Source organism: Clostridia bacterium (genome assembly GCA_017620395.1).
Taxonomy (GTDB): domain Bacteria; phylum Bacillota; class Clostridia; order Oscillospirales; family RGIG8002; genus RGIG8002.
Map to the genome: position 1 here is coordinate 1 of JAFZQJ010000018.1, position 25864 is coordinate 25864.

Consider the following 25864-nt stretch of genomic DNA (forward strand, 5'->3'; position numbering starts at 1 on the left):
CACACCTCATTCGGCGCTTCGCGCCACCTGTCTCGCCTGCGGGCTCGGTCAGGTCGCGGCTCTGACAGCCCACCGGGCTGTCATTCACTACCGCAACCTCCGCTTCGCTACCCTCAAGGGGAAGGCTTAACAAGCGTATAAAAGAGTGTCATGGCTCTTTTATATATTTTGCAAAATATAAAAATCTTAGGAGGAAAACATCATGACAAAGAAAAAGTCAACGAAGCGCGCGCTGATAAGCAGCCTGCTTATCCTTGCGATGTGCTTCACCATGCTGGCCGGAACTACGTTCGCGTGGTTTACCGACAGCGTTGAGTCCGGAAACAACATCATCAAGTCCGGCAAGCTCGACATCGACCTGCTGATCAAGGCCGACGGCGATGCGGACTACGTTTCCGTGACCGACGTTCCCACCAAGGCCGCTTTTGATTACGACCTTTGGGAGCCCGGCTACACTTCCTGGGCGAACGCCAAGGTCGTCAACAAGGGCAACCTCGCGCTCAAGTACACCATGAAGATCGCCGCCACCGGCGAAGTCTCCAAGCTGGCTGAAGTTATCGACGTTTACTACGCCGCCAGCGAGATCGCGAAGCCCGACGTTGCCACCGCCGGCAGACCCGCTGATCTCACCGCCCTCGGTCTGACCAAGATCGGCACTCTGAAGGACGCCATCAACGGCACCGTCGTTATCAACGACAATCTCATTCCTGACGCCACTGCTACGGAAGTTGCTGATTACGCTACCATCGTTCTCCACATGCAGGAGGAGGCCGGCAACGAGTATCAGGAGCTGAGCATCGGCTCCAGCTTCAAGTTCGTCATCCTTGCCACTCAGTACACCTACGAAGCGGATGCGTTCGACGATCAGTACGACAAGGACGCTGAGTATCCCGCTCAGAAGATCGTTGACAGCGCTGAAGAGTTCACCGCTGCCCTCGGCAACAACGAGATCGACACCGTTACCCTGAACGAAGATATTTCTGTTTCCGGTCCTCAGGCGATTTCCGGAAAGACCCTCGACGGCCAGGGCAACACCATCACCGTTTCCAACACCGGCTCTGACTGCGGACTTAACGCTAAGAGCGGCACCATCGAGAACGTCACCGTCACCGGCACCGGCCGCGGCATCGGCACCGGTTCTTCCGGACAGTATGCTATGGACGGCGATCTCTACATCGACAACGTCACGGTTGACGGCCCGACCTATGCCATGAACATCGGCAAGGGCAACAACCATAAGCTCATCGCCACCAACTCCACCTTCCTCGGCTGGACTTCGATGGATGACGTCGACGCCACCTTCACGAACTGCACGTTCGGCAGAGGCACCAACGGCGGCGCTGCGAACTACGCCTACTTTGCGATTTACGACAATGTGACGTTTAACAACTGTGCGTTCAGCGGCGACTTCCAGTTCTTCGGCAGAGCTACCTCCACCGGCACCATCACGCTGAACAACTGCACGCATGGCGGCGAGCCTGTCACCGCTGCGAACTTCGTCTCCAAGTTTGACAAGGTTCACGACAGCGACTTTGATTACCTCATGAACAACTGCGTAATCATAGTTGACGGCGTCAGAGTCAATCCGTAATTGACTCAATCGCGTGACAACACGCACAGCTTAAAAGCTTATTGCCGCCCGTTCAAACGGACGGGCGGCGGTAAAAGGGCGCGAATTCCTCGCACCCTTTTACCGCCGGAAGGGCAAAGCCGCGAAGCGGAAAAGCCTTCCCCTTGAGGGGAAGGTGCCCCGAAGGGGCGGATGAGGTGTAGCCGCGAAGCGGCGTCAAGACGGATGAGGCGTCGTACATACGCGCATGGTTATTATTGAATAACACCTCATCAGTCTCGAAGGGCGTTGCCCTTCTCGACAGCTGTCTCGCCTGCGGGCTCGGTCAGGTCGCGGCTCTGACAGCCCACCGGGCTGTCATTCACTACCGCGCCCTCCGCTTCGCTACCCTCGAGGGGAAGCCTCAAGTCGTATAAAAGGCTTGTCATAGGCCTTTTATATACTTTGCAAAGTAAAAAATCTCAAAAAAGGAGGAAACACTATGACGAAAAAGCAAAAGTCGGCGAAGAAATCGTTCATAAGCTCCGTGCTTGTGCTCTGCCTGTGCTTCACGATGTTTGTCGGCACCACCTTCGCGTGGTATAACGACAGCGTCACCAGCGGCAGAAACACCATCGTCGCCGGCAGCTTGGAGTTATCGATTGAGTATTACGACGGTCAAGTCGGTGATACCAGTTTCACCGAAGCTAACTGGAAACCCGTTAACGCCAGCGTCGCTCTCTTCGATGACAACGCGAAATTCGAACCCGGCGCCGTTCAGGTCGCCTACATCCGCATCAAGAACGGCGGAGATCTTGCCTTCAAGTACGGCGTATCCGTCGTGGTCGACAACGAAGTCATCGGCAAGACCAAAGACAATGCAGATGTGAAGCTCTCTGATTACCTCAAGTTCGGAAAAGCCACGGTCAGCGCTCCCTACACTTCCCGCGAAAACGCGATTACCGCTGTAGGCACGGGTGCCAGCCTCGTGAACTCCGCTGAGGTAGTTGCTACCAACAGCATACTTAGACCTACGGATGATCCCGTGGTACTCGCTCTCGTTATCTACATGCCGAGCAGCGTAGGCAACGAAGCGAACCCCGATCCGAATCACAAGCCCAGCATCACATTCGGTCTGAACGCGCTTGCGTCGCAGGCGACTATCGAGAGCGACAGCTTCAGCAACACGTATGACTCTACCGCGACGATGCCTGCTGTTGCGAGCGTAACGGTTCCCGCCAACGGAAATGCTACCACCATCACTGCGGGTGACATCACTGTTGCCCTGCCTGCGAACGCCGGCGCGACCGATAACGTCTATGAGCTCGACGTCTCCAACGCCAACACTGAAACGGATCCAACAAGCGGCGAGACCTCTGTTGCTTTTGATGCATCTCTGTATCTGAACAACGTTAAGGTCTCCGGCAGCAGTACGCTCTATGAGATGACAATGAACATCGGCCCCGACGCGACCATCTCCAGTGTCACCCACAACGGCGTTGCGCTGACCGAAGGTACCGGCGATCAGCAGTATCAGTATGACCCCACCAACGGCGACCTGACTATCTACACCAAGTCATTCAGCCCGTTTGAGATTTCCTACAAGGTTATCACGCGCGTCGCGAATGCTGGTGAGTTGGCTGCTGCTTTGGCCGCGAAGAAGAACTATATTCTTCTTACAGCTGACATTACCGGCGACAGATTCACTGTTATTTCCGATACAGTTATCGACGGTAACGGCCACAAGATAACCGATACAAACACAAGCGGCAGAGCTATCTGGATCGATGATACCGGAGTTACCCTCACGCTGAAGAACCTCACGATCGACGGCGCGAACAAGTGCCAGCGCGGTGTTCAGGTGAACGTTCTCGACAGCGGCGAATGGAATTACGCCACTATTATCATCGACAACTGCGATATCGTCAATATGACGTATTACGCTGTTAACCTGTGCACCAAAACAACTGTTAATCTGACGGTTACCGATACCACGATCTCCGGTTGGTCCGCTATCAACGCCTATGGCACCGGCAACGTTATTACCGTCAAGGATTCTGAGCTTATCGGTATTAACGACAAGGGTTATAATGCCGAAGGGTGGAACAACTTTGCTACCATCTGCCTCGAGGGCGATACCACCGGTGAAACGACGCTCCACTCCGCTGATTACACTATCAGTATTGAGAACACGACAATCAGAGCTTCTCAAACGACCGGAAACAAACAGGCGCTTCTTGGCTTCAATAACAATGCCGAAAACAGCTCGGTAGCGTTTAAGAACTGCACGTTTGACATTGGAAACGGTTGCCACTTCGGATACGACAAAGGCACCGGCAACAGTCTGAGCATAGACGGCGACTCCATAAATATGCCAAGCGGTGGCTATTTTGATATTACTACCGGCAGCGGAGAGGGTGCACAGGGCAACCCCGGGCTTGATGATTAAGATTGAAGTCTAATATCCGGTTGCATCAATCCCTACCAAAACATCACACAAGCGGACGGAGCTTTTGCTCCGTCCGCTTCGTTTTGTTCCTTATTATATTACGCGCGAGGGGCGCACGGCGGGGTTACGCCGACTGCGCGGCGCGGAAATGATATATCGGCTCCGCCGATATGATATACGGCTGAAGCCGCGTGATATATTCGCCTTTCGGCAAACGTGATATGCTCGCAACGCGAGCATTATGGAACAAACCGCGCCGGCGCGGTTTGAATTATTCAAAACGGCTCCCGACGGGGGCCGTTTTGTTCCTTAATATTCGCGCAGCGAATATATCATATCGCGTCAGCGATATATCATGCGCCGAAGGCGTATATCATGTCACGCATCGCGTGATATATCATTGCCCGCTTTGCGGGCGCCGCCTGCGGCGGCTACACCTCATCAGTCTTTTTTGCTGCGCAAAAAAGACAGCTTCCCCTCAAGGGGAAGCCTTTTCACAAGTCCAGTATCGTGCCGGTCGTGATGAGCGTGACGGCGCGGCCGAGCTTTCGCGCGTAGCGCAGGGTGTAATACGTGCCGCCGGAGTCGGCGCCGTTGTAGACGCCGATGACGTAAGCCGAGTTTTCCACCATGAAGCGGTCGCGGTCGTGGTTGCACCACGGGGTGTATTTCTCCGAAACGGTCACCACCGCGTCGCACTGCTCCAGCAGCGCTTCGTAACGCTGCTTCGCCTCGCCCGACGCCTTCGACATCTGCGCCGGGCTCGGACGCGCCGCGATCAGCCGCAGCGGCGTTCCCTCCCCGCGCAGGCGGGCGCATATCTCCCCCGCCCACGTGTCGATCCCCTGCGCCATGCCGGTGATGAAGGAGTCCACGCCGAGCGCGGCGTGCCGCAGGATCTCTTCGCGCAGGCGCGCCTTGACGCGCGCGGCCTCCGCGCTGTCCTCCGCGAAGCCGAGCGCCGCCGGACGGTGCCCCGTGAAGCAGCAGGTGCGCTCCGGCAGGAGCGTCAGCCCTTCGGGCATCGCGTACGGCTTTTTCGCGCTTGAAATATGAATATCGTTCATATTATATCTTCTCTATCGGGGCGAAGTTCGCCATTATCTTCTTTTTGCCGACCGTGAAATTGACCTCGAGCAGCGTGTCGTTGCCCATCGGCATCGCGGAGACGACCGTGCCTTCGCCGAAGGCCGCGTGCTTCACGCGGTCGCCGACGGAGAAGGTCTTCCCCGCCTTCGGCGCGGAGGCGGAAGCCGAGGGGCGCGGCGGGCGTCCCGCGGGCGGGCGCTTGGGCGCGTAGGTCGAGCGCGCGACGCCGAAGAAGTCGCCGAAGTCGGCTTTCACCGTGCGTTTCGGGAGGGTATCGGTCTTCTCGACGTATTCGCGCGGCAGCTCCTCGAGGAAGCGGGACGGCCTCTTGAAGCGCGTCGCGCCGTAGAGCAGGCGCTGCTCGGCGCGGGTCAGGTAGAGCTTCTCCCGCGCGCGTGTGACGCCGACGTACATAAGGCGGCGCTCCTCCTCGATCTCGCCGTCGTCGTATGAGCGCATCGACGGGAAGAGCTCCTCCTCGAGGCCGGTTATGAAGACGACGTTGAACTCCAGCCCCTTGGCGTTGTGCAGCGTCATGAGCACGACGGCGTCGGCGTTTTTGTCGTAGTCGTCGATGTCGGTGACGAGGGACATATCCTCGAGGAAGCCGGTAAGCGTCGCTTCTTCGCCGGCGGCGGTCTTGTCGTTTTTGTAGCGGATGAGCATCGAGCCGAGCTCGAGGACGTTATCCGCGCGGTCGAGTCCGTCGCGGTCGCGTTCCGCCGCGAGCATCGCCATGTAGCCGCTCTTCTCCGCGACGGTCTTGACGATATCCTCGAAGGGCGCGTTCAGCGCCGCGTCGGTAAGCTCGTCCAGCAGCGCGCAGAACTCCGCGAGCTTCGCCTTCGACCGCTCGAGGTCGGGGTAGTTCTCCGCTTCGCGTATCACGTTTATGATGGGCTCGCCCAGCCCCGCGGCGATGCGTTCGGCGGCTTCTACCGTCGTGTCGCCGATGCCGCGCTTGGGCAGGTTGATTATGCGCTTAAGACGCAGGTCGTCGCTCGGGTTGGCGATGACGCAGAGGTAGGAGATCACGTCTTTTATCTCGCGGCGCTCGAAGAAGCGCGTGCCGCCGATGACGCGGTTGGGGATCTTGAAGTAGTTCAAGCTCTGCTCGATCTGTGCCGCCTGCGCGTTCGTGCGGTAGAGCACCGCGCAGTCGGAAAGCTTGCCGCCCTCGCGCTGATGCTTCAGTATGCACGCCGCGACGTAGTCGCCTTCGCCGCGCTCGTCCGCGCAGGTGCAGAGGGTGATCTTTTCGCCGAGGGGCTTCTCGGTCCAGAGGTTTTTGCCCTTGCGCTCGAGGTTGTTCGCGATGACGGCGTTCGCCGCCGCGAGGATGTTGCCCGTCGAGCGGTAGTTCTGCTCGAGGCGTATGGTGACGGCTTCGGGGTAGTATTTCTCGAAGTCGAGGATGTTGCGGATCGTCGCGCCGCGGAACTTGTAGATGCTCTGGTCGTCGTCGCCGACGACGCAAACGCTGCGCGTTTCTTTCGTCAGCAGATAGACGAGCAGGAACTGCGCGGCGTTGGTGTCCTGGTACTCGTCGACGAGGACGAAGCGGAACTTTTCGCGCCAGTACGCCAGGCGGTCCGGGAACTCGCGGAAGAGCCTGACGGTAAGGTTGATGATGTCGTCGAAATCGACGGCGTTGGCTTTTTTCAGCGTTTCGGCGTAGCGGGCGTAGATCTTCGCGACGCTTTCGAGGAAGACGTCGCCGGCCGCGTCCTTCGCGTATTCTTCGGCGCCGATGAAGGCGGACTTCGCCGCGGAGATGCGCGCCGCGACCGCGGCGGGCTTGTAGTAGTCGCCGTCGAGCCCGAGGGCCTTCACGGCTTCTTTTATCACGCGTTTGGAGTCGTCCGCGTCGTAGATGGTGAAGGCGCTCGAGTAGCCGAGCGCTTCGATCTCGCGGCGCAGGATGCGCACGCATGCTGAGTGGAAGGTGGACGCCCAGACGTCCTGCGCGGCGTCGGCGCCGCAGGAGAGCGCGATGCGCTCCTTCAGCTCGTTCGCCGCCTTGTTGGTGAAGGTTATCGCCAGCACCTGCCACGGCTTCGGCGCGTCGACTGAGAGCATCCGGCGCAGGCGCTCGGAAAGCGGCGCTTTCAGCTTCAGCGCGGCTTCCAGCTCCGCGACGTCGGCTTCGGTCGGGTCGAAGCAGACTTCGTCGCTGTTATAGGCGTCGCCGAAGCGCAGCAGGCAGGCGATCTTTTCGACTATGACGGTCGTTTTGCCGCTGCCGGCGCCCGCGAGGATGAGAAGCGGGCTGCCCGAAGCGAGCACCGCCTTGCGCTGCATATCGTTGAGGCGCTTGTATTCATTTTCGATATACGCCTTGCGCAGGCGCAGGAAATCGGTCTTAACGCTCATTGTTTCTTCCTTTTATATTTCGTACACGCGCGAGGGCCCGTACTGCCCCGCCGCTTCGAGCGTGCAGTCTTCGCCCGCGCGTACGCCGCCCGCGGCGAGGATGCCTCCGACGGTGGATACCGCGAGCTCGGGCGTGTTGTTCTCTTCGCTCAGGTGCGCGAGGATGAAGTGCTCCGCGCCGTCCGCCGCGAAGGCGCGGCAGGAGCAGGCGCACTCGGTGTTGGAGAGGTGGCCGCGGCTGCTGAGGATGCGGTCTTTCAGATACGCCGGGTACGGGCCGTTGATGAGCATTTCCTCGTCGTGGTTGGATTCTATGTAGACCAGGCGGCAGCCGGCGATCGCCTCAGAAGCCTCCTTCGTCATCCTGCCGGTGTCGGTGCAGACCGCGAGGCGCGTTTTGCCGTCGGAGACGACGTAGCCGACGCTTTCGGCGGCGTCGTGGGACGTGCGGAAGGAGCGCAGCGAGAGCGCGCCCATATCCGCCTCCCTGCCCGTCGGCAGCTCGTAGAAGGCACAGCCGTCCGAAGCGGCGCGGAGGTTCAGCGCGTCGATCGTGTTCATATTCGCGAAGACCGGCGCCTTGACGGCGCGGACGACGTAGGGCAGGCATTTGACGTGGTCGGAGTGTTCGTGCGTGATGAAGACGCCCTTCACCGCGGCGGGCGCGACGCCGAAGCCGTGCAGCACTTCGGCTACGCGGCGGGACGGCACTCCCGCGTCGATGAGGACGGCGGTACCGCCGCTTTCGACGCATATGCAGTTGCCTTTGCTTCCTGATGCGATGCTGAAAAACCGCAAGGCGCTCACTTCTCCTTTTATTAAAACGGGGCGGGCGCCGCGCCCACCCCGCTTTTTTCTGTTCCGTTTTATCCGGCGGCGTTTTCCGCTTCGGTGTAGTCCTTTTTCAGGCTTATGTCGGCGCCGAGCGCGCGGAGCTTCTCGATGATGTTCTCATAGCCGCGCTCGATATGGTGGATGTGGGTGATCTCGGTCTCGCCCTCCGCCATCAGGCCGGCGATTATCATCGCCGCGCCGGCGCGCAGGTCGGTCGCGCGGACCGGAGCCGCCTTCAGCTTCTCCACGCCCTCGATGACCGCGATCTTGCCGTCCACCTGGATGTTCGCGCCGAAGCGCTTGAGCTCGTCGACGTATTTGAAGCGGTTCTCCCACACGCTCTCGTTGATGATGCTCGTGCCGTTTGCCGTCGAAAGCACCGCCGCGATCTGCGGGTGCATATCCGTCGGGAAGCCGGGGTGCGGCATCGTCTTGATGTTCACCTTGTTCAGCGGGCCGGTCCTGCCGACGTAGACCGCTTCGTCGTATTCGCGTATCTCCGCGCCCATTTCCTCCAGCTTCGCGCTGATGGATTCAAGGTGCTTGGGGATGACGTTGTTGATCAGCACTTCGCCGCCCGCGCCCGCGACGGCCGCCATGTAGGTGCCGGCTTCGATCTGGTCGGGGATCAGCGCGTAGCTGCAGCCGCGGAGCTGCTGGACGCCGCGGATCTTGATGGTGTCAGTACCGGCGCCGCGCACGTCTGCTCCCATCGTGTTGAGGAAGTTCGCGAGGTCGACGATGTGCGGCTCCTTCGCCGCGTTCTCGATGACGGTCAGTCCCCTCGCCTTCACGGCGGCGAGCATGATGTTCACCGTCGCGCCGACGGAGACGACGTCGAGGTAGATGGACGAGCCGAGGAGCCTGTCCGATTTCAGATTGATTATGCCGCCGGTCGTGTCGACCTTCGCGCCGAGGGCCTCGAAGCCCTTGATGTGCTGGTCGATCGGGCGCACGCCGATATCGCAGCCGCCCGGCATCGGGACGGACGCTTCGCCGAAGCGTCCGGCGAGCGCGCCGAGGAAGTAGTAGCTGGCGCGCATCTTACGCGCAAGCTCGTAAGGCGGAGCGACGTTACGCAGTCCGCGCGTGTCTATGTCGAAGCTGTTGGCGGTGCGCATGGTCACCGTCGCGCCCATGCTGGTGAGCGTTTCAAGCTCCGTGAAGACGTCGGATATGTTCGGTATGTTATCTATGTGGCACACGCCGTCGGAAAGAATCGCCGCCGGAATGACCGCTATGGCGGCGTTTTTCGCGCCGCTGATATTGACTTCACCTTTCAGGCGCCTGCCGCCTCTGACGATGATGCTGTCCAAGTGAAATATCCCTCCGTGTCCGGAATCGGTATTTTCGCATTTTACACTCCGTATAGTATAACACAATTAACACAAAAATAAAAGAGTTATTTTAGATTTTTTTGTCAAATTCGCGGCCGGTACTCAGTACCGGCCGCGAATCGGCTTTGTTATGCGTGTTATTCGACGGTAACAGTCGAGCGTCCGCTGAAGCCCCAGGCGTTCTCGGAGTCGCAGGCGTAGGCGCTGTTGACGGCGAAGGTTCCGGGCGTTACGGCGCGGACGTAGAAGACCGCGCGGGCGCTGCCGCCTTCGGACCATGCGCAGATCGTGACGCGCTGGCCGTCCTGATCGCAGAGCCAGGCGTGGCTGCTCTCGTTGTAATCGTACTCGGAGAAGCGGAAGCCGGACGGGACGTAGTCCATGATGTTGACGCTCTGCTTGTTCTTCACGCCGGAAACGTCGATCGTCACGCGCACCTTGTCGCCGACGGAGATCTTCCCGCCGCGCACAGGCTCTACGCGCTTGCTGACCGTGTAGGTCGCGCCGGAAACGTCGAGCTCGTCGGCGCCGCCGGTGTAGTAAGCGGTCACGTCGACGCTGCCTTCGGTCACCTTGAAGTTCGCGGCGGCGAGCTGTTCGGCGGTCATTCTGACCGTCTTCGTCGCGGTGCCTTCAAGCGTTACGGAGCCGCCTGCGTATTCGAAGGACGCGCTACCGTATGCGCCGCGGAGCATATTCTCCGCGTATATCACCTGCTGCAGTCCGTAGAAGTCGGTCGGCTTCTCTATGTCGCAGATATGCTTCATGAGGCGCTTGGCGAGGCTTCTGTCGGTGCGGGAAACGATCGTCAGCGCCATCGCGGTGAGGCGGTCGTTTATATCGCCGTCGTCGCCCGCCTTGATGAAGGCGCTGCCGCTTACGCTCTCGGAAACGAGCGGACGGAAGGTCGCGTTGAACTCCGCTTCCGCGCCCGCGTCGTCGCCCAGCGCGGCAAGCGCGCAGGCGTAAATCATACGCGAGTAGAGGTCGGACGCGTCGGCTTCCGCGAGCTTGGCGCGGACTTCAAGCAGTACCGGATCGCCGAGCGCGGCGAGGATGAGGTACTTCTCGGTTTCGTTCAGCGATTGCGCGTAGCTTCTGACGCGCGCGGCGTTGAAGGCGTCCGGATCCGCCCAGACCGCGAACGCGGTCACGAAGGGATCCTCTTCGGCGTAGGGGTATATCGCCACGCCGCCCTTGTCGCCCTGCAGGTCGCCCGCCGCGATATCGGAAACGGCGTAGAACGCTTTCTCCTCATCCGGCGCGAAGGACGCGAGCATCCTGCCCGCGACCGCCGCCGCGAGGTGCTGATCGGCTCTGCCGCCGACGGAGTAATAAAGCTTGTAAAGCGCAGAAGCGATATACTTTGCGTTACCATTGCTGAAAACGAGCGTCACGGGCGAGCGCAGCGCGTTGACGTCGACTCCGCCCGCGAGGTCGAACTCCTTGAAGAGCGGGAGCTCGTCGGCGTTCGCTATGACTCTGAAGGTCTCCGCGATCGCGTCGCTTTCGGAGCCGTTCTTGCCGCTGACTGTGACGGTGTAAACGCCCTCGGGCTGCTGCCCGAAGTTGAAGTAGGTGAAGGCGTTGCCCTTAGCGGACTGCGTGAGCGTCTGCTCGGAACCGTCCGGTTTCGCGAGCTTCGCGGTAAACTCGGTCTCGCCGCCGGAAACGCCCCTGCCGTAGGCGTGGACGCCGAAGGAGACGTCGTCGCCCGTCTGATAGGTCTTCGCCACGACCGCGTCGGTCACGAAGGGGAGCGACGCGCTGACGTTTATCTTCGCGCTGCCGCCGTAGAGATCGTCGGATATCGCGTTGACGGTGACGCGCCAGTCGGTGACGTTATCGGGAAGCTTTATCGTGACTTCGGCCTTGCCGCTGCCGCCGACGCTGACGGTCTCGAACGCCGCGGTGTCGACGAAGTTCTGTCTGGCGCTGCCCTCGTCGCCTCCGCCGCCGCCTTCACCGCCGCCGCTGTAGTCGCCGTTGAAGGAGTGCTGCGTGTACGAAACGAAGGTGTCGCGGACGCCGCTGCCGACCCATCTGCCGTAGACGGAGCCGAGCAGATCGGCGTACTGCGGAGCGACGGCGAACTGCGCTTCGTCGACGACGCTGACGTTGACGGTGCCGGAATGGCCGGAGCCGTTCGCGTCCTTGACGGAGACGGTTATCTTCATCTCGTCGCCGGGTCTGTATTCTTCCTTGTCGGCGGTTATCTCGACGTCGAGCTTCTTCTCCGCGTAGTCGTAGGGTACGACCGCGTCGTTCATCTTATATATGCGCCTGCCGTCGAAGAACGCTCCGACGAGATAGACGTCGGGGGCGTATTCCTCTTTGAAGGTCATATCTATCGGGAAGGAGGCGCAGGCGCGTTCCTCGCTGATCCCCTCGTTGACGATACCGAGCATAAGCGTGCCGCCTTCGGGACGCACGCCGTCGTCGTCCTGCAGGTCGAGCTTGAAGCTCTCGCCGGTCCTGCGGGCCTTCAGCGTTTTAGCGAAATCCCACCAGCCGATGCCGTCATAATTGTTATCGGCGTCGGTATCGACGAGGCCGAAGTGCTTGACGTTGGTATTGTTGCGGTAATACAGATAATCGTTATTGACTACGCAGGTGCTCTCGATAAGTCTGCCGTTTTCGTCGGCGCAGGAGGCGAGGACCTCGTAGTAACCGTATTCGAGCGGCTCGAGCGCGATATCGACGGACGCGATCCCGCCCTGAGACGCGACGGCGGAGTCGAAGACAATCTCCTCGTGTCTGGTGTAGTTATACACCTGCGTAGTGACGGTCTTTTTCGCCACGTAGTCGTAATAGGTATACTCCGTCGGCGGATCGTAGGTGTACTTCTTTACGCGGATGCTGACGGTGGTATCGTAAGCCGCGCCGCGGAGCGGATCGGCGTCGACGTAGTAGTTATCCAGCTCCCCGGCGGTCGGATTATCCTTGTACCTGTTGGTCTTCACGGCGACGTGCGCGACGCCGTCCTTCTTATCGGCCTCGACCGTGATTATCGCGGTTGAGGGCAGGTATCTGAAGTTCATTCCGTACTGATTGACCTTGTCAAGGGTGACGTTGTCCTTGACGGAGATATATCTGTACGCAGGCTGCCAGTTGGTGTAGTTGGCCTCCGCGGTCACGGGATAGTCGACGGTGATGCGGCCGTTGGAGTCGGTGGTGTAGTAATTGCCGTCAATGATGAACTCTTCGCCCGCGGCGGGGATGCCGCCGTAGTACTCCGCTGTCATTCCGAAGTGCACCGTCTCGCCGACCTTGTAGCAGTCCTTCAGCTCGTCGAAGGTCACGGTGAAGGCGGGCTTCGTGTAATCCTCGACCTGAACGTAGCCGCAGCAGACGGCGTCGTCTCCGATCAGCGCGGCGACACCGTAGTAGCCGTGTTCGAAGGCGCTGAGCGGAAGCTTCGCGGTGAAGACTCCCTCATCGTTCACAGCCGCTTCAACGGAAACGAGACGGTCCTCCGCGGGTATGTATTCTCGGTGGGTCTGCGCGTTGAAATCGTAGTCGTAACGGACCTCGCCGAGCGCGACGGTGAGCTTCTCCGGCAGCGCGGAGGAGTATCTGCCGCGCAGCACGCCGAAGACGTTTATCGTATCGGTGGGCAGGTATGATTCCCTGTCGGTGTAAATGTAAGAGTAGTATCTGTCGGATACCGGAAGCTCATCCTCCGGAGCGAGCAGCACCGAGCCGATGAAGGGCTGGCGGCCGCCGTTCTCGATCTTCACGACAGCGGCGCGGACGCCGCCTTTCAGAGGGATCGAAACGCTGCCGTCCGCGGAGGTCTTGACGGCGCTCTCGCCGTCAACCGTCACGGTCGCGCCGGAAACTGCGGAGGCGGTCTTCGCGTCGTTCACCCAAGCGAAGAGGCGCTTGTTTTCGCTGCGCATATAAACAACGGTGTCGTTGACCTGGATAAGCTTCTGGATAACGTACTGCTTGTTGTTCAGAGTCTTGGAAGCGGTCACGACGTAGTAGCCCTCCGGAAGCTCCTCCGGCAGGATAAGGTAGCAGGTGGAGTAATCGCCCTGCGAATACGGAACGAGGTTGAGCGTCGCCTTCACGGCGGTCTCCATGCCGCTCGTATCGACCGCGTCGTAGCCGCGGTAGCTCGCGTAACGGAAATCGCGGCGGTAAACGTCCTTCGTTTCCATGGCGCGGATAAGCTCCGCGTAGGCGTCCGCGGACGCTACCCTGTGAACCGTCACGTCGAAGGAAACGAAGTCGTAGCCTATGCTTCTGCCGGTGTTCGAGTAGGTATCCGCGCGAAGCTCGATAACGGGAACGTCGGTGGTCAGGAAGGTCTCCTCGAAGCTGCCGCCGAGGGAAATAAGGTGCTCGGCGTTGACGTCCTCGTTCGTGCTGAAGGTCGCGGAAGCGGCCTCGGCCATCTCCTCGCCGGAGGCGGTCTTCAGCCCCGCCTTGACGGTGACGACGTAGGTCGTCAGTTCTTCCCAGCGTTTCTCGGGGATGATGACGACGCGGTTGCCGACCTTCTCCATCCTGTACGCGCCCGCGGGCTCGACGGTGATGAAGTTCTCCCAGTCGGTGAAGTCGTCGCGCGTGAAGGTTATCTCAACGCCTGAGTTCGGCTCGGCGACGCCGCCGTTCTTCGGGAAGAAGGAGCGCACGCCGAACTCCGAGCGCGTCTGGAAGGCGTAGGAGCGGTCGTTACCCTTGCCGTCGTCGATCATGAAAGTGAGCATCGAATCCGGCTTGAGCGGCTCATCGAAGGTCAGCAGGTAGTTGCCCTGCTCCGTCTTCTGCAGCTCGAACGGCGTTTCAACTCCGGCGGAAAGCTGCGAGCGCAGGTCGTCGGCGTCCGCGAAGCGCTCGCCGGCGATCAGAAACTGCGACTCGGTGAAGACGCCGTTGACGTCCGCGGCCGTCGGAGTTATCTCCGCAGTTATCGGAACGGGATCCGACACCGCGGGCTTGAGCGCGAAAAGCAGCACCGCGCCGACCGCCGCCGCGACGAGAACTGCGGCGACGGATACGCTTATCGCCTTGTGCGCTGATATCCATTTGCCAATCGAAGAAAAGATTTTCATACCTTTCCCCTCCTTTTACGATTGCATTATATCACGCCTTATATAAAAAAGCGATTACAAAATAGTTACAGTTTTGTAACTTTTTTGTAACTTTTATGCATATATTTCCATTATTCTCTTGACAACGGGCGAATAGTGAGATAAAATATAAAAAATCGCGTATAATTATGAGGTTTTATTATGGAAAAACTCTGGACGGGAAGGTTCAAAAAAACGCTCGACGAGGCGGCGAACGCCTTCAACGCGTCGATATCGGTCGACAGCCGGATGTACCGCGAGGACGTGACCGGCTCGATCGCGCACGCGAAGATGCTCGCGGCGTGCGGAATAATCACCGAAGCCGACCGCGACTCCATCGTCGCGGGGCTTGAAGGCATACTCGCGGATATGGAAAGCGGCGCGCTCGCGCCCTCGCCGGAGGCGGAGGACATACACTCCTTCGTGGAGGCGGAGCTGACCAAGCGCATCGGCGACGCGGGCAAGCGCCTGCACACCGCGCGCAGCAGGAACGACCAGGTCGCGCTCGACCTTCGGCTTTATCTGCGCGGGCGCATAGACGATATTTCCGAAGCGGCGAAGGAGCTTATCTCCGCGCTGCTCGACGTCGCGGAGGCGAACACGGACTCCGTTATGCCCGGCTACACGCACCTGCAGCGCGGACAGCCGATCGTCTTCGGCCACCAGCTCTGCGCCTACGCGCAGATGCTTCTGCGCGACCTCGACAGGCTCGCCGACTGCCGCAGGCGCATGAACGTTTCCCCGCTCGGCTCCTGCGCGCTCGCGGGCACGACCTATCCGATCGACCGCGCGATGACGGCGGAGCTGCTCGGCTTCGACGCGCCCTGCGCGAACAGCATAGACGGCGTTTCCGACCGCGACTTCGCGGCCGAGCTCGCCGCGGACTGCGCGATCATCGCGGCGCACCTCTCGCGGCTCGCGGAGGAGACGATCCTCTGGTGCTCCCGCGAGTTCGGCTTCGTCGAGCTGGACGACGCCTACTCCACCGGCTCCTCGATAATGCCGCAGAAAAAGAACCCCGACGTCGCCGAGCTCGTGCGCGGCAAGACGGGGCGCGTCTACGGCGATCTGACGACGCTGCTGACGCTGCTCAAGGGGCTTCCCCTCGCATACAACAAGGATATGCAGGAGGATAAAGAGGCGATCTTCGACAGCGTGGACACGGTTTGCGACTGCCTGCGGCTCTACGCGCCGATGCTGCGCACGATGAAGGTCAACGCCGCGAATATGCGCAAGGCGGCGGCGGAGGGCTTCATCAACGCGACCGACTGCGCGGACTACCTGACGAAAAAGGGCGTGCCCTTCCGCGAAGCGTATAAGCTCACCGGCGGGCTCGTCGCCTACTGCATCGACGAGGACAAGACACTGGAAACGCTCACGCTTGAGGAATACAAGGGCTTCTCGCCCGTCTTCGAGGCGGACGTCTTCGACGCGATCGACCTCGACGTCTGCGTCGCGAAGCGCACCAGCTTCGGCGGCACCGCCCCCGACAGCGTAAAGGCGCAGATAAAGGCGATAAGGGAAGATATAGGGTAATAAATAAGCACGTCATTCCGAGGAGGCGTCAGCCGACGAGGAATCCCACAAGCTGAAACAGCAGTTGCGCATTAAACGTAAACAAGCCGGAGGCGGTTGCCTCCGGCTTGCGTTTTTTTTGCGGGCGATCAGATCGCCACTACTTCACCACGGCGGAGTCGACGGCGGTTTGGATGACGGTGTCGACGAGGCCCCATATCGTGATGTTGCTTCTGCCGTACTTCTGCAGGCACTCCTCGTTGCTCGCGCAGTTATACTGCTTCGCGTAGAAGGTCACGTAGTCGTTGAACTCCTCCTCGCTCAGCTCTATCCCCTCGCGGCGCGCGAGCGCGACGCAGACCATCTGCGTTTTCACCTCGCCCTGCGCGTATTCCTCCGTCTGCTGCAGGAAGGTCTCGTAGCTCATGCTCATATACTGCTGCACGAAGCCCTCGAGCGTTAAGCCGTAGGCGTCCGCGTACTTCTGATAGTTATCAGTTATCTCCTTTTTGAAGGAGTCAATCTCCTTCTGCGGATATTTAAGCACCTTCGCGCCGCCGAGCAGCTTTTCGCGGACGGCGGTCCACTTTTTGTTCGTTTCGTTATCCGCCCGCACGTCCGCGAGGAACGCCTCGGCGCTGTCGTAGTCGCCAAAGTTCGCGGCGACGTACTCGTCGGTTATCTCCGGGTAGGCGTACGCCTGGATGGAGTTGACCTTCACGTTGAAGACGACCGGAACGCCCGCGAGGTCGGGGTTGTTCGGGTACGGGTCGGGGAAGTTGAGGTCGAGCGAGACCGTCTGCCCTATCTCCACGCCGATGAGCCCGTCCTCGAAGCCGGGGATGAACTGCCCCGCGCCGATCTCGAGCCCGTCGTAGCCCTGCGCGGTGCCGCCTTCGAACGGAACGCCGTCGCGCAGGCCCTCGAAGTCAATGTTCACGAAGTCGCCCTTCTGCACGGGGCGGTCGGTCACGGGCGCTTTTTCAAGCGCGTTGTTGTTGAGCAGGAACTCGTGTACCGTTTCGATGACCTCTTCGTCCGTGACGGCGATCTCGGCGGCGGAAATTTCGATGCCCTTGAATTCGCCCGGCTCGACGTATTCGTTCAGGTCGTAGTCGTAAAAGTCGTATTTGCCGAGCGGTTCGCCCGAGCCGCCGGAGGCGGTTTCGCCTTCGCCGCGGCAGGCGGAAAAGCCGCACAGTGCGAGCGCGGCGAGCAGTATCGCAAGCGTTTTTTTCATAATAATATCTCCTTTACAGCGCGTTATAGAGCTTCCCGCCCTTCGCTTTCAGCAGAAGCATCGCGGCGCAGGCCGCGAGCGCGGAAATCCCCGCCGAAGCGAGCATAAAGGCGTTTGCGCCAAGTTCGAATTTGAAGATGATAAGATAGAACAGCACTCCGAAAAGCGCGCTGAATATGAAACCGAGCCCTATCGTGAGACCGACCGACGCGCTCTGCTTGACGACGGCGTTTTCGTTCGTCCATTCGAGCTTCGGGTGGCGCAGGTTGATAAGTAGTCCCGCGGCGGATATGAAGAGCGTATAGCACGCGGCGGCAATGAAGACGACCGCCCAATCGAGCGGCGAAATCACGCCGACAGCAGCGACGACCGCGGACGCCGCGAGCACCGGCGCGCCGCAGACGAGCAAGTTGAGCGCGATCTTCGCGGCGAAGACGTCGCGAGGACGCAGCGGCATCGCCTTCAGCTGCGGGAGGCGGCGCCCTTCGATCGAGATCGAGGACGCTGTCGTGCTGCTCATGGATATGCAGAAGAAGACCGCCATCATCACGACGGGCGCCGCTTCAAGAGGTCCGTACAGCGCGGCACCCTGAAGCTTTACCGCCGCGTAGACCGCGCCGACGATCAGCATCATGGGCGCGAACGCGGTGTTCATAAAATACGCGAAGGACGAGAAATAGCCGGCCGCCTCCTTGCGGAACAGCGCGGCGAAAACCGACCGCGCACGCGCGCTGCGGGCGGCGCCGCCCTTAACGGAGGCGGAGGCGTTCACGCTGCTCACGCTGCGGTTGAAGCGCAGCGACGCGACGAAGGCGACGAGCGCGATGAACGCCGCGGAGACCGCCGCGAAAAGCAGCAGCGGGCCCCATTTCAGCGCCGCGCCGTCAAGGCACCACCGCAGAGGCGGGAAAAACCTTCCCGCGGCGCGCACCGCCCCGTCCGGGTCAAGCAGCAGGCGCGTCATAATGCCGTCCGACTCCGACATGAACCAGAGATAGACGCCGACGAAGAGCGCGACGCCTATGACGTTGCGGATCATCCTGCTCTTTCCGCCGAAGGAGAAGCGGCTGAACGCCGCCGAGATCAGCAGTCCGAGCCCGACGGGTATCATCGGGACGAATATGAACATAACGAGCGCCGCGGCGATGAAGAGCAGCGGAGGCGCGGCGAAATACGCGTAAACGGCGAACGCCGGAACGAGCACTATCGCCGAATAAATATAATTCTCCGCGAGGAAGGCGCACAGCTTGCCCGCGTAGATCTGAAAGCCGGTGAACGGCATCGACATCAGCACCTCGAGGTTCGTGGCGCGGAACATACGCGCCGAGCCGGTCGACGCGGCGGTTATCAGCGTCAGCAGCGCGTCGGCGCAGATGAACACGAGCAGCACGGAGACGTAACCGGCGTTCATCGCCTGCGCCGCCTTCGCGATCGTGAAGGCGTAAAACGCCGATGCGCCGAGCATCAGCAGCACGATGAGCGCGCCGATGATCAGATTCGCCGCGCTCCCTTTATTCTTGCTCCTGCGTTCGACGAGGCGGCGCGGGTTCAGACTCTCCGACGCCTCGGCGCGAAACAAAGTCCAGACGTTTCTCATTCCGTCAGCTCCAAAAATACTTCTTCAAGGGAGTTGTCGCCCTTGATATCGGCGGTCGCGCCGCAGGCGATGAGCTCTCCGTTTTTGATTATCGCCATCTTGTTGCATATCTTCTCCGCGACGTCGAGGACGTGGGTGGAGAAGAAGACCGCGCCGCCGCCGGCGCACAGCTCCGCTATGAGCTCCTTGACGCTGAACGCCGCCTTCGGATCGAGCCCGACGAAGGGCTCGTCCATAATAAGCAGCTTCGGCGAGTGGATCAGCGCGGAGATTATCACGAGCTTCTGCTTCATTCCGTGCGAATAGGACGAAATGACGCTGCCGAGATCGTCGTAAAGCTCGAGCATACGCGCGTATTTCTCCGTCCGCTCGGCGCGGTCGGCGGCGGAAACGCCGTATACGTCCGCGACGAAATCAAGGTATTTTATACCCTTCATGTTGGTATAAAGCTCGGGGTTGTCGGGGATGTAGGCGAACTTGCGCTTGCATTCGACGGGACGCTCCTTCAGCGAAACGCCGTCGATATATATCTCGCCTTCGTCGAAGTCGTGGACGCCGGCGACCGCCTTTAGCGTGGTCGTTTTGCCCGCGCCGTTGTGGCCGATGAAGCCGAAAACGTCGCCCTTTTCGATATGCAGCGACAGATCCCGCACGGCGTAGACGCCTTTTTCGTAGGATTTGGAAAAGTGTTCGATCCTGAGCATACTGCCTCCTATGAGAAGGAGTGATCCGAGGATCACTCCGTTTTCTATCTCTTGTTTGTAAGGATTACTCCATTATTTCGTCTTCGTTCTCGAGGTTGTGGTAGACGTTGATGACGTCGTCGTCGTCATCCAGCATCTCGAGCAGGCGGCGCATAAGCTTCTGCTCCTCCTCGCCGTTGACGGTGACGTAGTTGGACGGCACCATCTCGCTCTCGGCGGAAAGCACGTTGTAGCCCGCGGCTTCAAGCCCCTCGCGGACGGCGGTCACGTCGTTCGGCGCGGTGGAGATGACGTAGGCCTCGTCCTCCTCGGCGAAGTCCTCGGCGCCGAGCTCGAGCGCGTCGTCGAGCGTCTGCTCGCCCTTCGCCTTGTCGGTGACGATGACGCCCTTGGAGGTGAACATCCAGCCGACGCAGCCGGTCTGCCCCATGTTGCCGCCGTTCTTGTCGAAGCAGTGGCGCACCTCGGACGCGGTGCGGTTTTTGTTATCGGTCAGCGTTTCGACAATGATCGCGACGCCGCAGGGGCCGTAGCCCTCGTAGGTCAGCTTCTCGTAGTCGGTCTTGTCGTCGCCGCCGGCCGCCTTCTTGATCATGCGGTCGATGTTGTCGTTCGGGACGTTGTTCGACTTCGCCTTCGCGATCAGGTCGCGCAGCTTGGAGTTCGACGCGGGATCGCCGCCGCCTTCTTTGACCGCGACGGATATCTCTCTGCCTATCTGGGTGAATATCTTGGCGCGGGCGGCGTCGCCCTTCGCCTTCTTGTGCATTATGTTCTTCCACTTGGAATGTCCGGACATATGAATCTCCCTTTCCGCAATAAAATGCTTCCGTATGATTATACACCATACGGAAGCATTATGCAATATTTTTTTGCTATATTATATCAAAGGGGCTCCTTGTTGACGTCGTCGAAGCCCTGACCGAGCACCTCGGTCGCGTGCAGGATTATGACGAAGGCGCCTTCGTCGCATTCCTTGACAATCCTGCGGCATTCCTGCACCTGCTGGCGGCGCAGAGCGCACATGATGACGTTCATCGCGTTGTTGGTGTAACCGCCCGAGCCGCGAAGCACCGTGACGCCTCTGTGAAGGCCGTTCATCAGCGCGGACTTGATGCCGTCGGTGTTGTTGCTGACGATCAGCGCGACGCGCGCGACGGAGTTGCCGTCGAGCACCGTGTCGATGACCGTGCTGGTCAGATATACGACTATAAGCGAGAATATCGCGGAGTTCTCCGCGGCGGTGACGCCGTTGAGACGGAAGACGACGTAGCCGGCGGCGATTATCACGAGGTCGACGATGAACATCATCCTGCCGAAGGAAACGCCCGGGAACTTCAGGCGCATCAACTTCGCCGCGATCTCGGAGCCGCCCGTCGTCGCGCCGCGCAGGAAGATTATCGCGAGGCCTATGCCGCTCGTGACTCCGGCACAGAGCGCCGCGATAAGCCCGATAGCCGGCTCGTTATTCGTCGGGAAGTATTTGAGGCTCGGGAAGACTTTCGCGATCAGCTCGGTGAATACCGAAACGAGCGTCATCGCGATAAACGTCTTTGACACGAACTTGAAGCCGAAGCATGCGAACGCCGCGATGAAAAGCGGCACGTTCAGCACGAAGTACATGATACCTGCGTCCCACCCGACGGTGTTCTGCAGTATCGACGCGATACCGGAAACGCCGCCCGGAACGATCCTGTGCGGCAGGATAAACACGTTCATGGAGAGCGAATACACGATGGCTCCGACAACAAAATACGCGATATCGACTATCCCGGTCTTTTTGTTGAGTATCTTATCGAGTTTGTTCATTTCGACCTTCCTTTTCGGAATGAAATAATAATCTATTCTATAACAGTTTTTCCTTTATCGCGGAAAACAATTCGTTCACGCGCGCGCCGTCGCCGGCAAGGTAGAGCCAGCCGAAGAGCGCTTCGACTCCGGTGGCGCGGCGGTAGTCGGCGACGTCCGCCTTCTTCGGCGGAGTCGACGCGGTGTTGTTGCGGCCGCGCCTGTAGACGGCGGCTTCCTCCTCCGTAAGCATCGGGAGCAGAAGCTCCGCGGCCTCGCTCTGTGCGCGGCAGTTTACCTCCGCCACAGACAGATTATGCAGGTTGCGGCGGTCGGGGTGCGTTTCCGCGAGGAACTCCCTGACGAGCAGCGAGTAGACCGCGTCACCGACGAAGGCAAGCGCCTGCGTCGGCACAGAGGCGAGCTTTTCGCGCGAAAGCGGCGCGTCACTTGATATAATCAAACTCATATTCTCCTATGCGGACGGTGTCGTCCTCTTTTATGCCTGCTCTCTCGAGCATATCTATCGCGCCGCTGTCGACCAGCAGCTTCTGGAAGTACTGCAGCGACTCGTAGTCGCCGAAGTTGGTGTTGCCTATCGCCTTCTCGAGTCCGCCGCCGGTCAGCTCGTAGACTCCGCCGACGACCTTGACCTCGATGGGCTTCATCGGGACGAACTCCTCCTCCGGCTCGATCTCCGGCTCGTAGACCTTTATCGGCGGCAGCTCGTCGAGCTTGCGCACTATCGCGGCGAGAAGCTCCTTGACTCCCTCGCCCGTCGCGGCGCTGATCGGATAAATCTCGTAGCCGTTCTTATCCGCGTACTCGCGGAGCAGCTCGAGCTGCTCGGGGATGGCGGCGTCGATCTTGTTGGCGGCGATGATCTGCGGACGCTTCGCGAGCTCCGCGTCGTAGACCTCGAGTTCGGCGTTTATCTTCTCGAAATCCTCAATCGCGCTCCTGTCCTCCGTTTCGGCGGCGTCGATAAGGTGAACAATGAGGCGGCACCTGTCGATATGCCGCAGGAAGCGGTGGCCGAGTCCGGCGCCCTCGCCCGCGCCCTCGATGAGGCCGGGGATGTCAGCCATGACGAAGGAGCGGTAGTCGCCGATATCTACGATGCCGAGGTTGGGGTTTATCGTGGTGAAATGGTAGTTGGCGATCTTCGGGCGGGCGTTGCTGACGCGGGAAAGCAGCGTCGATTTCCCGACGTTCGGGAAGCCGACGAGCCCGACGTCCGCGAGCAGCTTCAACTCGAGCTCGAGCTCGCGCGTTCTGCCCTCCTCGCCCGTTTTCGCGAAGCGGGGCGTCTGGCGCGTGGAGGTCGCGTAGTGCTGGTTGCCGGCGCCGCCCTTGCCGCCCTTCGCGGCGACGAAGCGGTCGCAGGCGGACATATCCGCGAGCAGTCTGCCGGTCTCCGCGTCGCGGATGAGCGTGCCGCGCGGAACGCGTATCTCGAGATCCGCGCCGCTCTTGCCGGTGCAGCGCGCCGAAGCGCCGTTCGCGCCGTTCTCGGCGGCGTACTTGCGCTTGTAGCGGAAGTCGGACAGCGTGGCGAGGTTGTCGTCGACGACGAAGACCACGTCTCCGCCCTTGCCGCCGTCGCCGCCGTCCGGACCGCCGGACGCGATATACTTCTCGCGGTGGAAGGAAACGGCGCCGTCGCCGCCCTTGCCGGACGATATCCGGATTTTTGAATAGTCGGTAAACATATCTCTTCTCCGCAGGTGGGTCAGATAACGCGTACTCCGCCCTGTTTCCTCACCGAAAGCACCTTGCAGCTTCCGGCGCCGAAAATGCTCTCCATGCCGCTTTTGTACTCGCTGAGCAGGTCGAGCGGCACGAAGGCCTGCATCGTGCCGGCGAAGCCGCCGCCGTGCACGCGGCAGCCGCCTCTGCCGCCGAGCAGCTCGTCCGCGAGCGCGAGCGCGATGGCTATGCCCTGCTCGCGCGGACGGCTGCCGCAGAAGACGTTCTGATTGAGCATATAAGACGATCTGCCGGATTCGTTCAGCAGGCGCAGGAACGAATCGAAGTCGCCGCTTTCGAGCGCGGCGCGCTGAGCGTCCACGCGGCGGTTCTCGTTGAAGAAGTGCAGCGCGCGGAGCACGGCTCTGTCGCCGGATTTTTCGCGCAGCTCGGGTATGGCGGCGAGGAACTCCGCCTCGTCGACGTCACGCAGGACGGCCTTGCCGAAGTATTCGGCGACCGACTTCATCTCCGCCGGGATGGCGGCGTATTCGTCCGTCAGGTTGGCGTGGCTGCCGCCGGTGTCGACGACGCAGAGCGCGTGGCCGCAGTGCGCGAAGTCAAAGTCTATCTTCATGACCTCCGGCTCGGCGGGAACGGCGAAGTCGATGCCGATGAAACCGCCGACCGAGCAGGCGGTCTGATCCATAAGTCCGCAGGGCTTGCCGAAGTAGACGTTCTCGGCGTACTGCGACGCGACGGCGATGTAGACGGGATCGAGCGCGCCGCCGTTGAAGAGGCCGCTGATTATCGTGCCGATAAGCACCTCGAACGCCGCGGAGCTGGAAAGTCCGGAGCCGCGTATGACGTCGGAGGTCGTGTAGGCGTCGAAGCCGCCGACGGCGTATCCGTCCGCGCTCAAACGGGCGAGCATTCCCGCGATGAGCGAACGCGAGCAGGAAACGCCCTTCTTGAACTCGGCGAGCTTGTCTATCTCTATAACGTCAGTGCTGTCGAAGCCCTTTGACTTGACGGTGACTCTGTCAGTGCCGTTGGCAGCGACGACCGCGATGACGTCGAGGTCGACGGCGGCGGCGATGACCTTGCCGTGGTTGTGGTCGGTGTGGTTGCCGCTTATCTCGCTTCTGCCGGGCGCGGAGAATACGCATACCTCGCGCTCGCCGTAGAGCTTTCCGAACTCGCCGAGCGCTTCGGCGTAGCGTTCGCGCTGGTAATCGAGCGCCGCCGCGCCGTAAAAGCCGGATAGCAGCGCGTCGTATTCTCCCGCGAGCACCGCGAGGCGTAATCTTTCGTTGGTCATAGGTATCACCCTGTCGTTTTACATAGTTTGCGGCTGCCTTGAAACGGGCAGCCGCCGAAATTATGGTTTTTTCTCCCGATTATTCCTCGGGGCGATTGCGCTTGTTGACTATGTCCATTACCGCCTGGAAGTCGGTGAAGGAGATGTCGTCGTTGTCCTCAGCCTTCGGCTTCGGGGCGCGTGGCGCGGGAGCCGGAGCCGGCGCCGGAGCGGGCGCGGCAGGCTGAGCGGCGCTCTTGCCGCCCATCGAGAAAACGAAAGGAGAGGTCAGATCCTCGAACGGATCGACGTAGGACGAAGAGGAGGAAACGGACGCTCCGCCGCTGAAGCCGGTGGCTATGACGGTCACGCGCATTTCGTCTTCCATATTCTCGTCGACGGTATAGCCCCAGATGATGTTCGCGGAAGGGTGAGCCGCTTCCTTGATCATATTCGCGGCGGTCTCGACGTCGTCAAGCGAAATATCGGGCGAGGCGGCGAAGTTGAGGATGACGCCTCTCGCTCCGTTGATCGAGGTCTCGAGCAGCGGAGAGGAGATCGCGGCCTTCGCGGCCTCGACGGCCTTCTCCGGACCGGTGGCGTGGCCGACGCCCATATGCGCCAGGCCTGCGTCCTTCATGACCGCGCAGACGTCCGCGAAGTCGAGGTTTATCAGCGCGTCGGGCAGCTTGATGAGGTCCGAAACGCTCTGTATGCCCTGACGGAGAATGTCGTCCGCCATATCGAACGCGTTGAGAAGGGTTATCTTCTGATCGCTGACGAGCTTGAGCCTGTCGTTGGGAACGACGACGAGGGAATCGACGTGCTCCATGAGCGCGTTGATGCCCATCTCTGCCTGACTCATCTTATACGAGCCTTCAAAGCCGAAGGGCTTGGTCACGATCGCGACGGTGAGTACGCCCATTTCCTTGGCGACCTCCGCGATGACCGGAGACGCGCCCGTGCCGGTGCCGCCGCCCATTCCGGCGGTGATGAACACCATCTGCGCTCCGCGCAGGGCGTTGGCGATCTCCTCGCGGCTTTCCTCGGCGGAACGCTGTCCCTTTTCGGCGTCGGCGCCCGCGCCTCTGCCCATCGTCGTCTTCGCGCCTATCTGGATCTTGGTGGGCGCCTTCGACTTGAGGAGCGCCTGCGCGTCCGTATTCACGGCAACGTATTCAACGCTCTCCACGCCGGATTTGATCATACGGTTGACGGCGTTGCCGCCGCCTCCGCCGACACCCACGCACTTTATGCATACTATCTGTTCATCGTCGTTGATAAGTTCCATCGCCATTACCGAGAACCTCCCGTTTATT

The 25864-nt window shown here is 60.5% G+C and carries 17 protein-coding genes; 3 read left to right on the plus strand and 14 right to left on the minus strand.

Annotated features, from left to right (window positions below):
• The first annotated feature begins 202 nt into the window (after positions 1-202).
• Positions 203-1591: a hypothetical protein gene (locus J5441_03120; protein ID MBO4934146.1), complete on the plus strand. Its 1389-nt coding sequence runs from the start codon at positions 203-205 to the stop codon at positions 1589-1591.
• Between the two features lie 460 nt (positions 1592-2051).
• Positions 2052-3998 carry a hypothetical protein gene (locus J5441_03125; protein ID MBO4934147.1) on the plus strand — a complete coding sequence of 649 codons (1947 nt, stop codon included), beginning with the start codon at positions 2052-2054 and terminating at the stop codon, positions 3996-3998.
• 494 nt (positions 3999-4492) lie between these two features.
• On the opposite strand, the gene J5441_03130 is transcribed toward J5441_03125, so the two are convergent.
• The 5 genes from J5441_03130 to J5441_03150 all read right to left on the minus strand — a co-directional run bounded on the left by J5441_03130 (position 4493) and on the right by J5441_03150 (position 14694).
• Positions 4493-5065, minus strand: coding sequence for a DUF1273 family protein (locus J5441_03130; GenBank protein ID MBO4934148.1), 573 nt, complete (start codon positions 5063-5065; stop codon positions 4493-4495).
• 1 nt (position 5066) lies between these two features.
• Positions 5067-7460: a UvrD-helicase domain-containing protein gene (locus tag J5441_03135; GenBank protein MBO4934149.1), complete on the minus strand. Its 2394-nt coding sequence runs from the start codon at positions 7458-7460 to the stop codon at positions 5067-5069.
• 12 nt (positions 7461-7472) lie between these two features.
• Positions 7473-8258 carry an MBL fold metallo-hydrolase gene (locus J5441_03140; GenBank protein MBO4934150.1) on the minus strand — a complete coding sequence of 262 codons (786 nt, stop codon included), beginning with the start codon at positions 8256-8258 and terminating at the stop codon, positions 7473-7475.
• A gap of 68 nt (positions 8259-8326) precedes the next feature.
• The gene (locus J5441_03145; protein MBO4934151.1) at positions 8327-9610 is read right to left on the minus strand and encodes a UDP-N-acetylglucosamine 1-carboxyvinyltransferase; all 1284 of its coding nucleotides are present in this window, start codon (positions 9608-9610) and stop codon (positions 8327-8329) included.
• Positions 9611-9768: 158 nt separating this feature from the next.
• Positions 9769-14694 carry a hypothetical protein gene (locus tag J5441_03150; protein MBO4934152.1) on the minus strand — a complete coding sequence of 1642 codons (4926 nt, stop codon included), beginning with the start codon at positions 14692-14694 and terminating at the stop codon, positions 9769-9771.
• 180 nt (positions 14695-14874) lie between these two features.
• Here J5441_03150 and argH point away from each other — a divergent pair, with 180 nt between their 5' ends.
• Positions 14875-16248, plus strand: coding sequence for an argininosuccinate lyase (gene argH / locus J5441_03155; protein ID MBO4934153.1), 1374 nt, complete (start codon positions 14875-14877; stop codon positions 16246-16248).
• Positions 16249-16387: 139 nt separating this feature from the next.
• On the opposite strand, the gene tig is transcribed toward argH, so the two are convergent.
• The 9 genes from tig to ftsZ all read right to left on the minus strand — a co-directional run bounded on the left by tig (position 16388) and on the right by ftsZ (position 25842).
• A complete protein-coding gene (gene tig, locus J5441_03160) occupies positions 16388-17467 on the minus strand; it encodes a trigger factor (GenBank protein MBO4934154.1) in 1080 nt (359 codons plus the stop codon).
• A 13-nt stretch (positions 17468-17480) separates the two neighbouring features.
• Positions 17481-19064, minus strand: a complete 1584-nt coding sequence (locus J5441_03165; GenBank protein MBO4934155.1) for a hypothetical protein — start codon at positions 19062-19064, stop codon at positions 17481-17483.
• Positions 19061-19768, minus strand: a complete 708-nt coding sequence (locus J5441_03170; GenBank protein ID MBO4934156.1) for an ABC transporter ATP-binding protein — start codon at positions 19766-19768, stop codon at positions 19061-19063. The genes J5441_03165 and J5441_03170 overlap by 4 nt, the downstream gene beginning before the upstream one ends.
• A 64-nt stretch (positions 19769-19832) precedes the next feature.
• On the minus strand, positions 19833-20567 hold the full coding sequence (locus tag J5441_03175; protein ID MBO4934157.1) for a YebC/PmpR family DNA-binding transcriptional regulator: 735 nt from the start codon (positions 20565-20567) through the stop codon (positions 19833-19835).
• A gap of 86 nt (positions 20568-20653) precedes the next feature.
• A complete protein-coding gene (locus J5441_03180) occupies positions 20654-21577 on the minus strand; it encodes a YitT family protein (protein MBO4934158.1) in 924 nt (307 codons plus the stop codon).
• Between the two features lie 37 nt (positions 21578-21614).
• On the minus strand, positions 21615-22025 hold the full coding sequence (locus tag J5441_03185; GenBank protein ID MBO4934159.1) for a ribonuclease III: 411 nt from the start codon (positions 22023-22025) through the stop codon (positions 21615-21617).
• Positions 22003-23268 carry a GTPase ObgE gene (gene obgE, locus J5441_03190; protein ID MBO4934160.1) on the minus strand — a complete coding sequence of 422 codons (1266 nt, stop codon included), beginning with the start codon at positions 23266-23268 and terminating at the stop codon, positions 22003-22005. Before obgE ends, J5441_03185 begins: the two co-directional genes overlap by 23 nt.
• Positions 23269-23288: 20 nt before the next feature.
• Complete coding sequence (locus J5441_03195; GenBank protein MBO4934161.1) at positions 23289-24566, minus strand: galactokinase; 1278 nt, start codon at positions 24564-24566, stop codon at positions 23289-23291.
• 79 nt (positions 24567-24645) lie between these two features.
• Positions 24646-25842, minus strand: coding sequence for a cell division protein FtsZ (ftsZ, locus tag J5441_03200; protein MBO4934162.1), 1197 nt, complete (start codon positions 25840-25842; stop codon positions 24646-24648).
• Positions 25843-25864 lie beyond the last annotated feature (22 nt).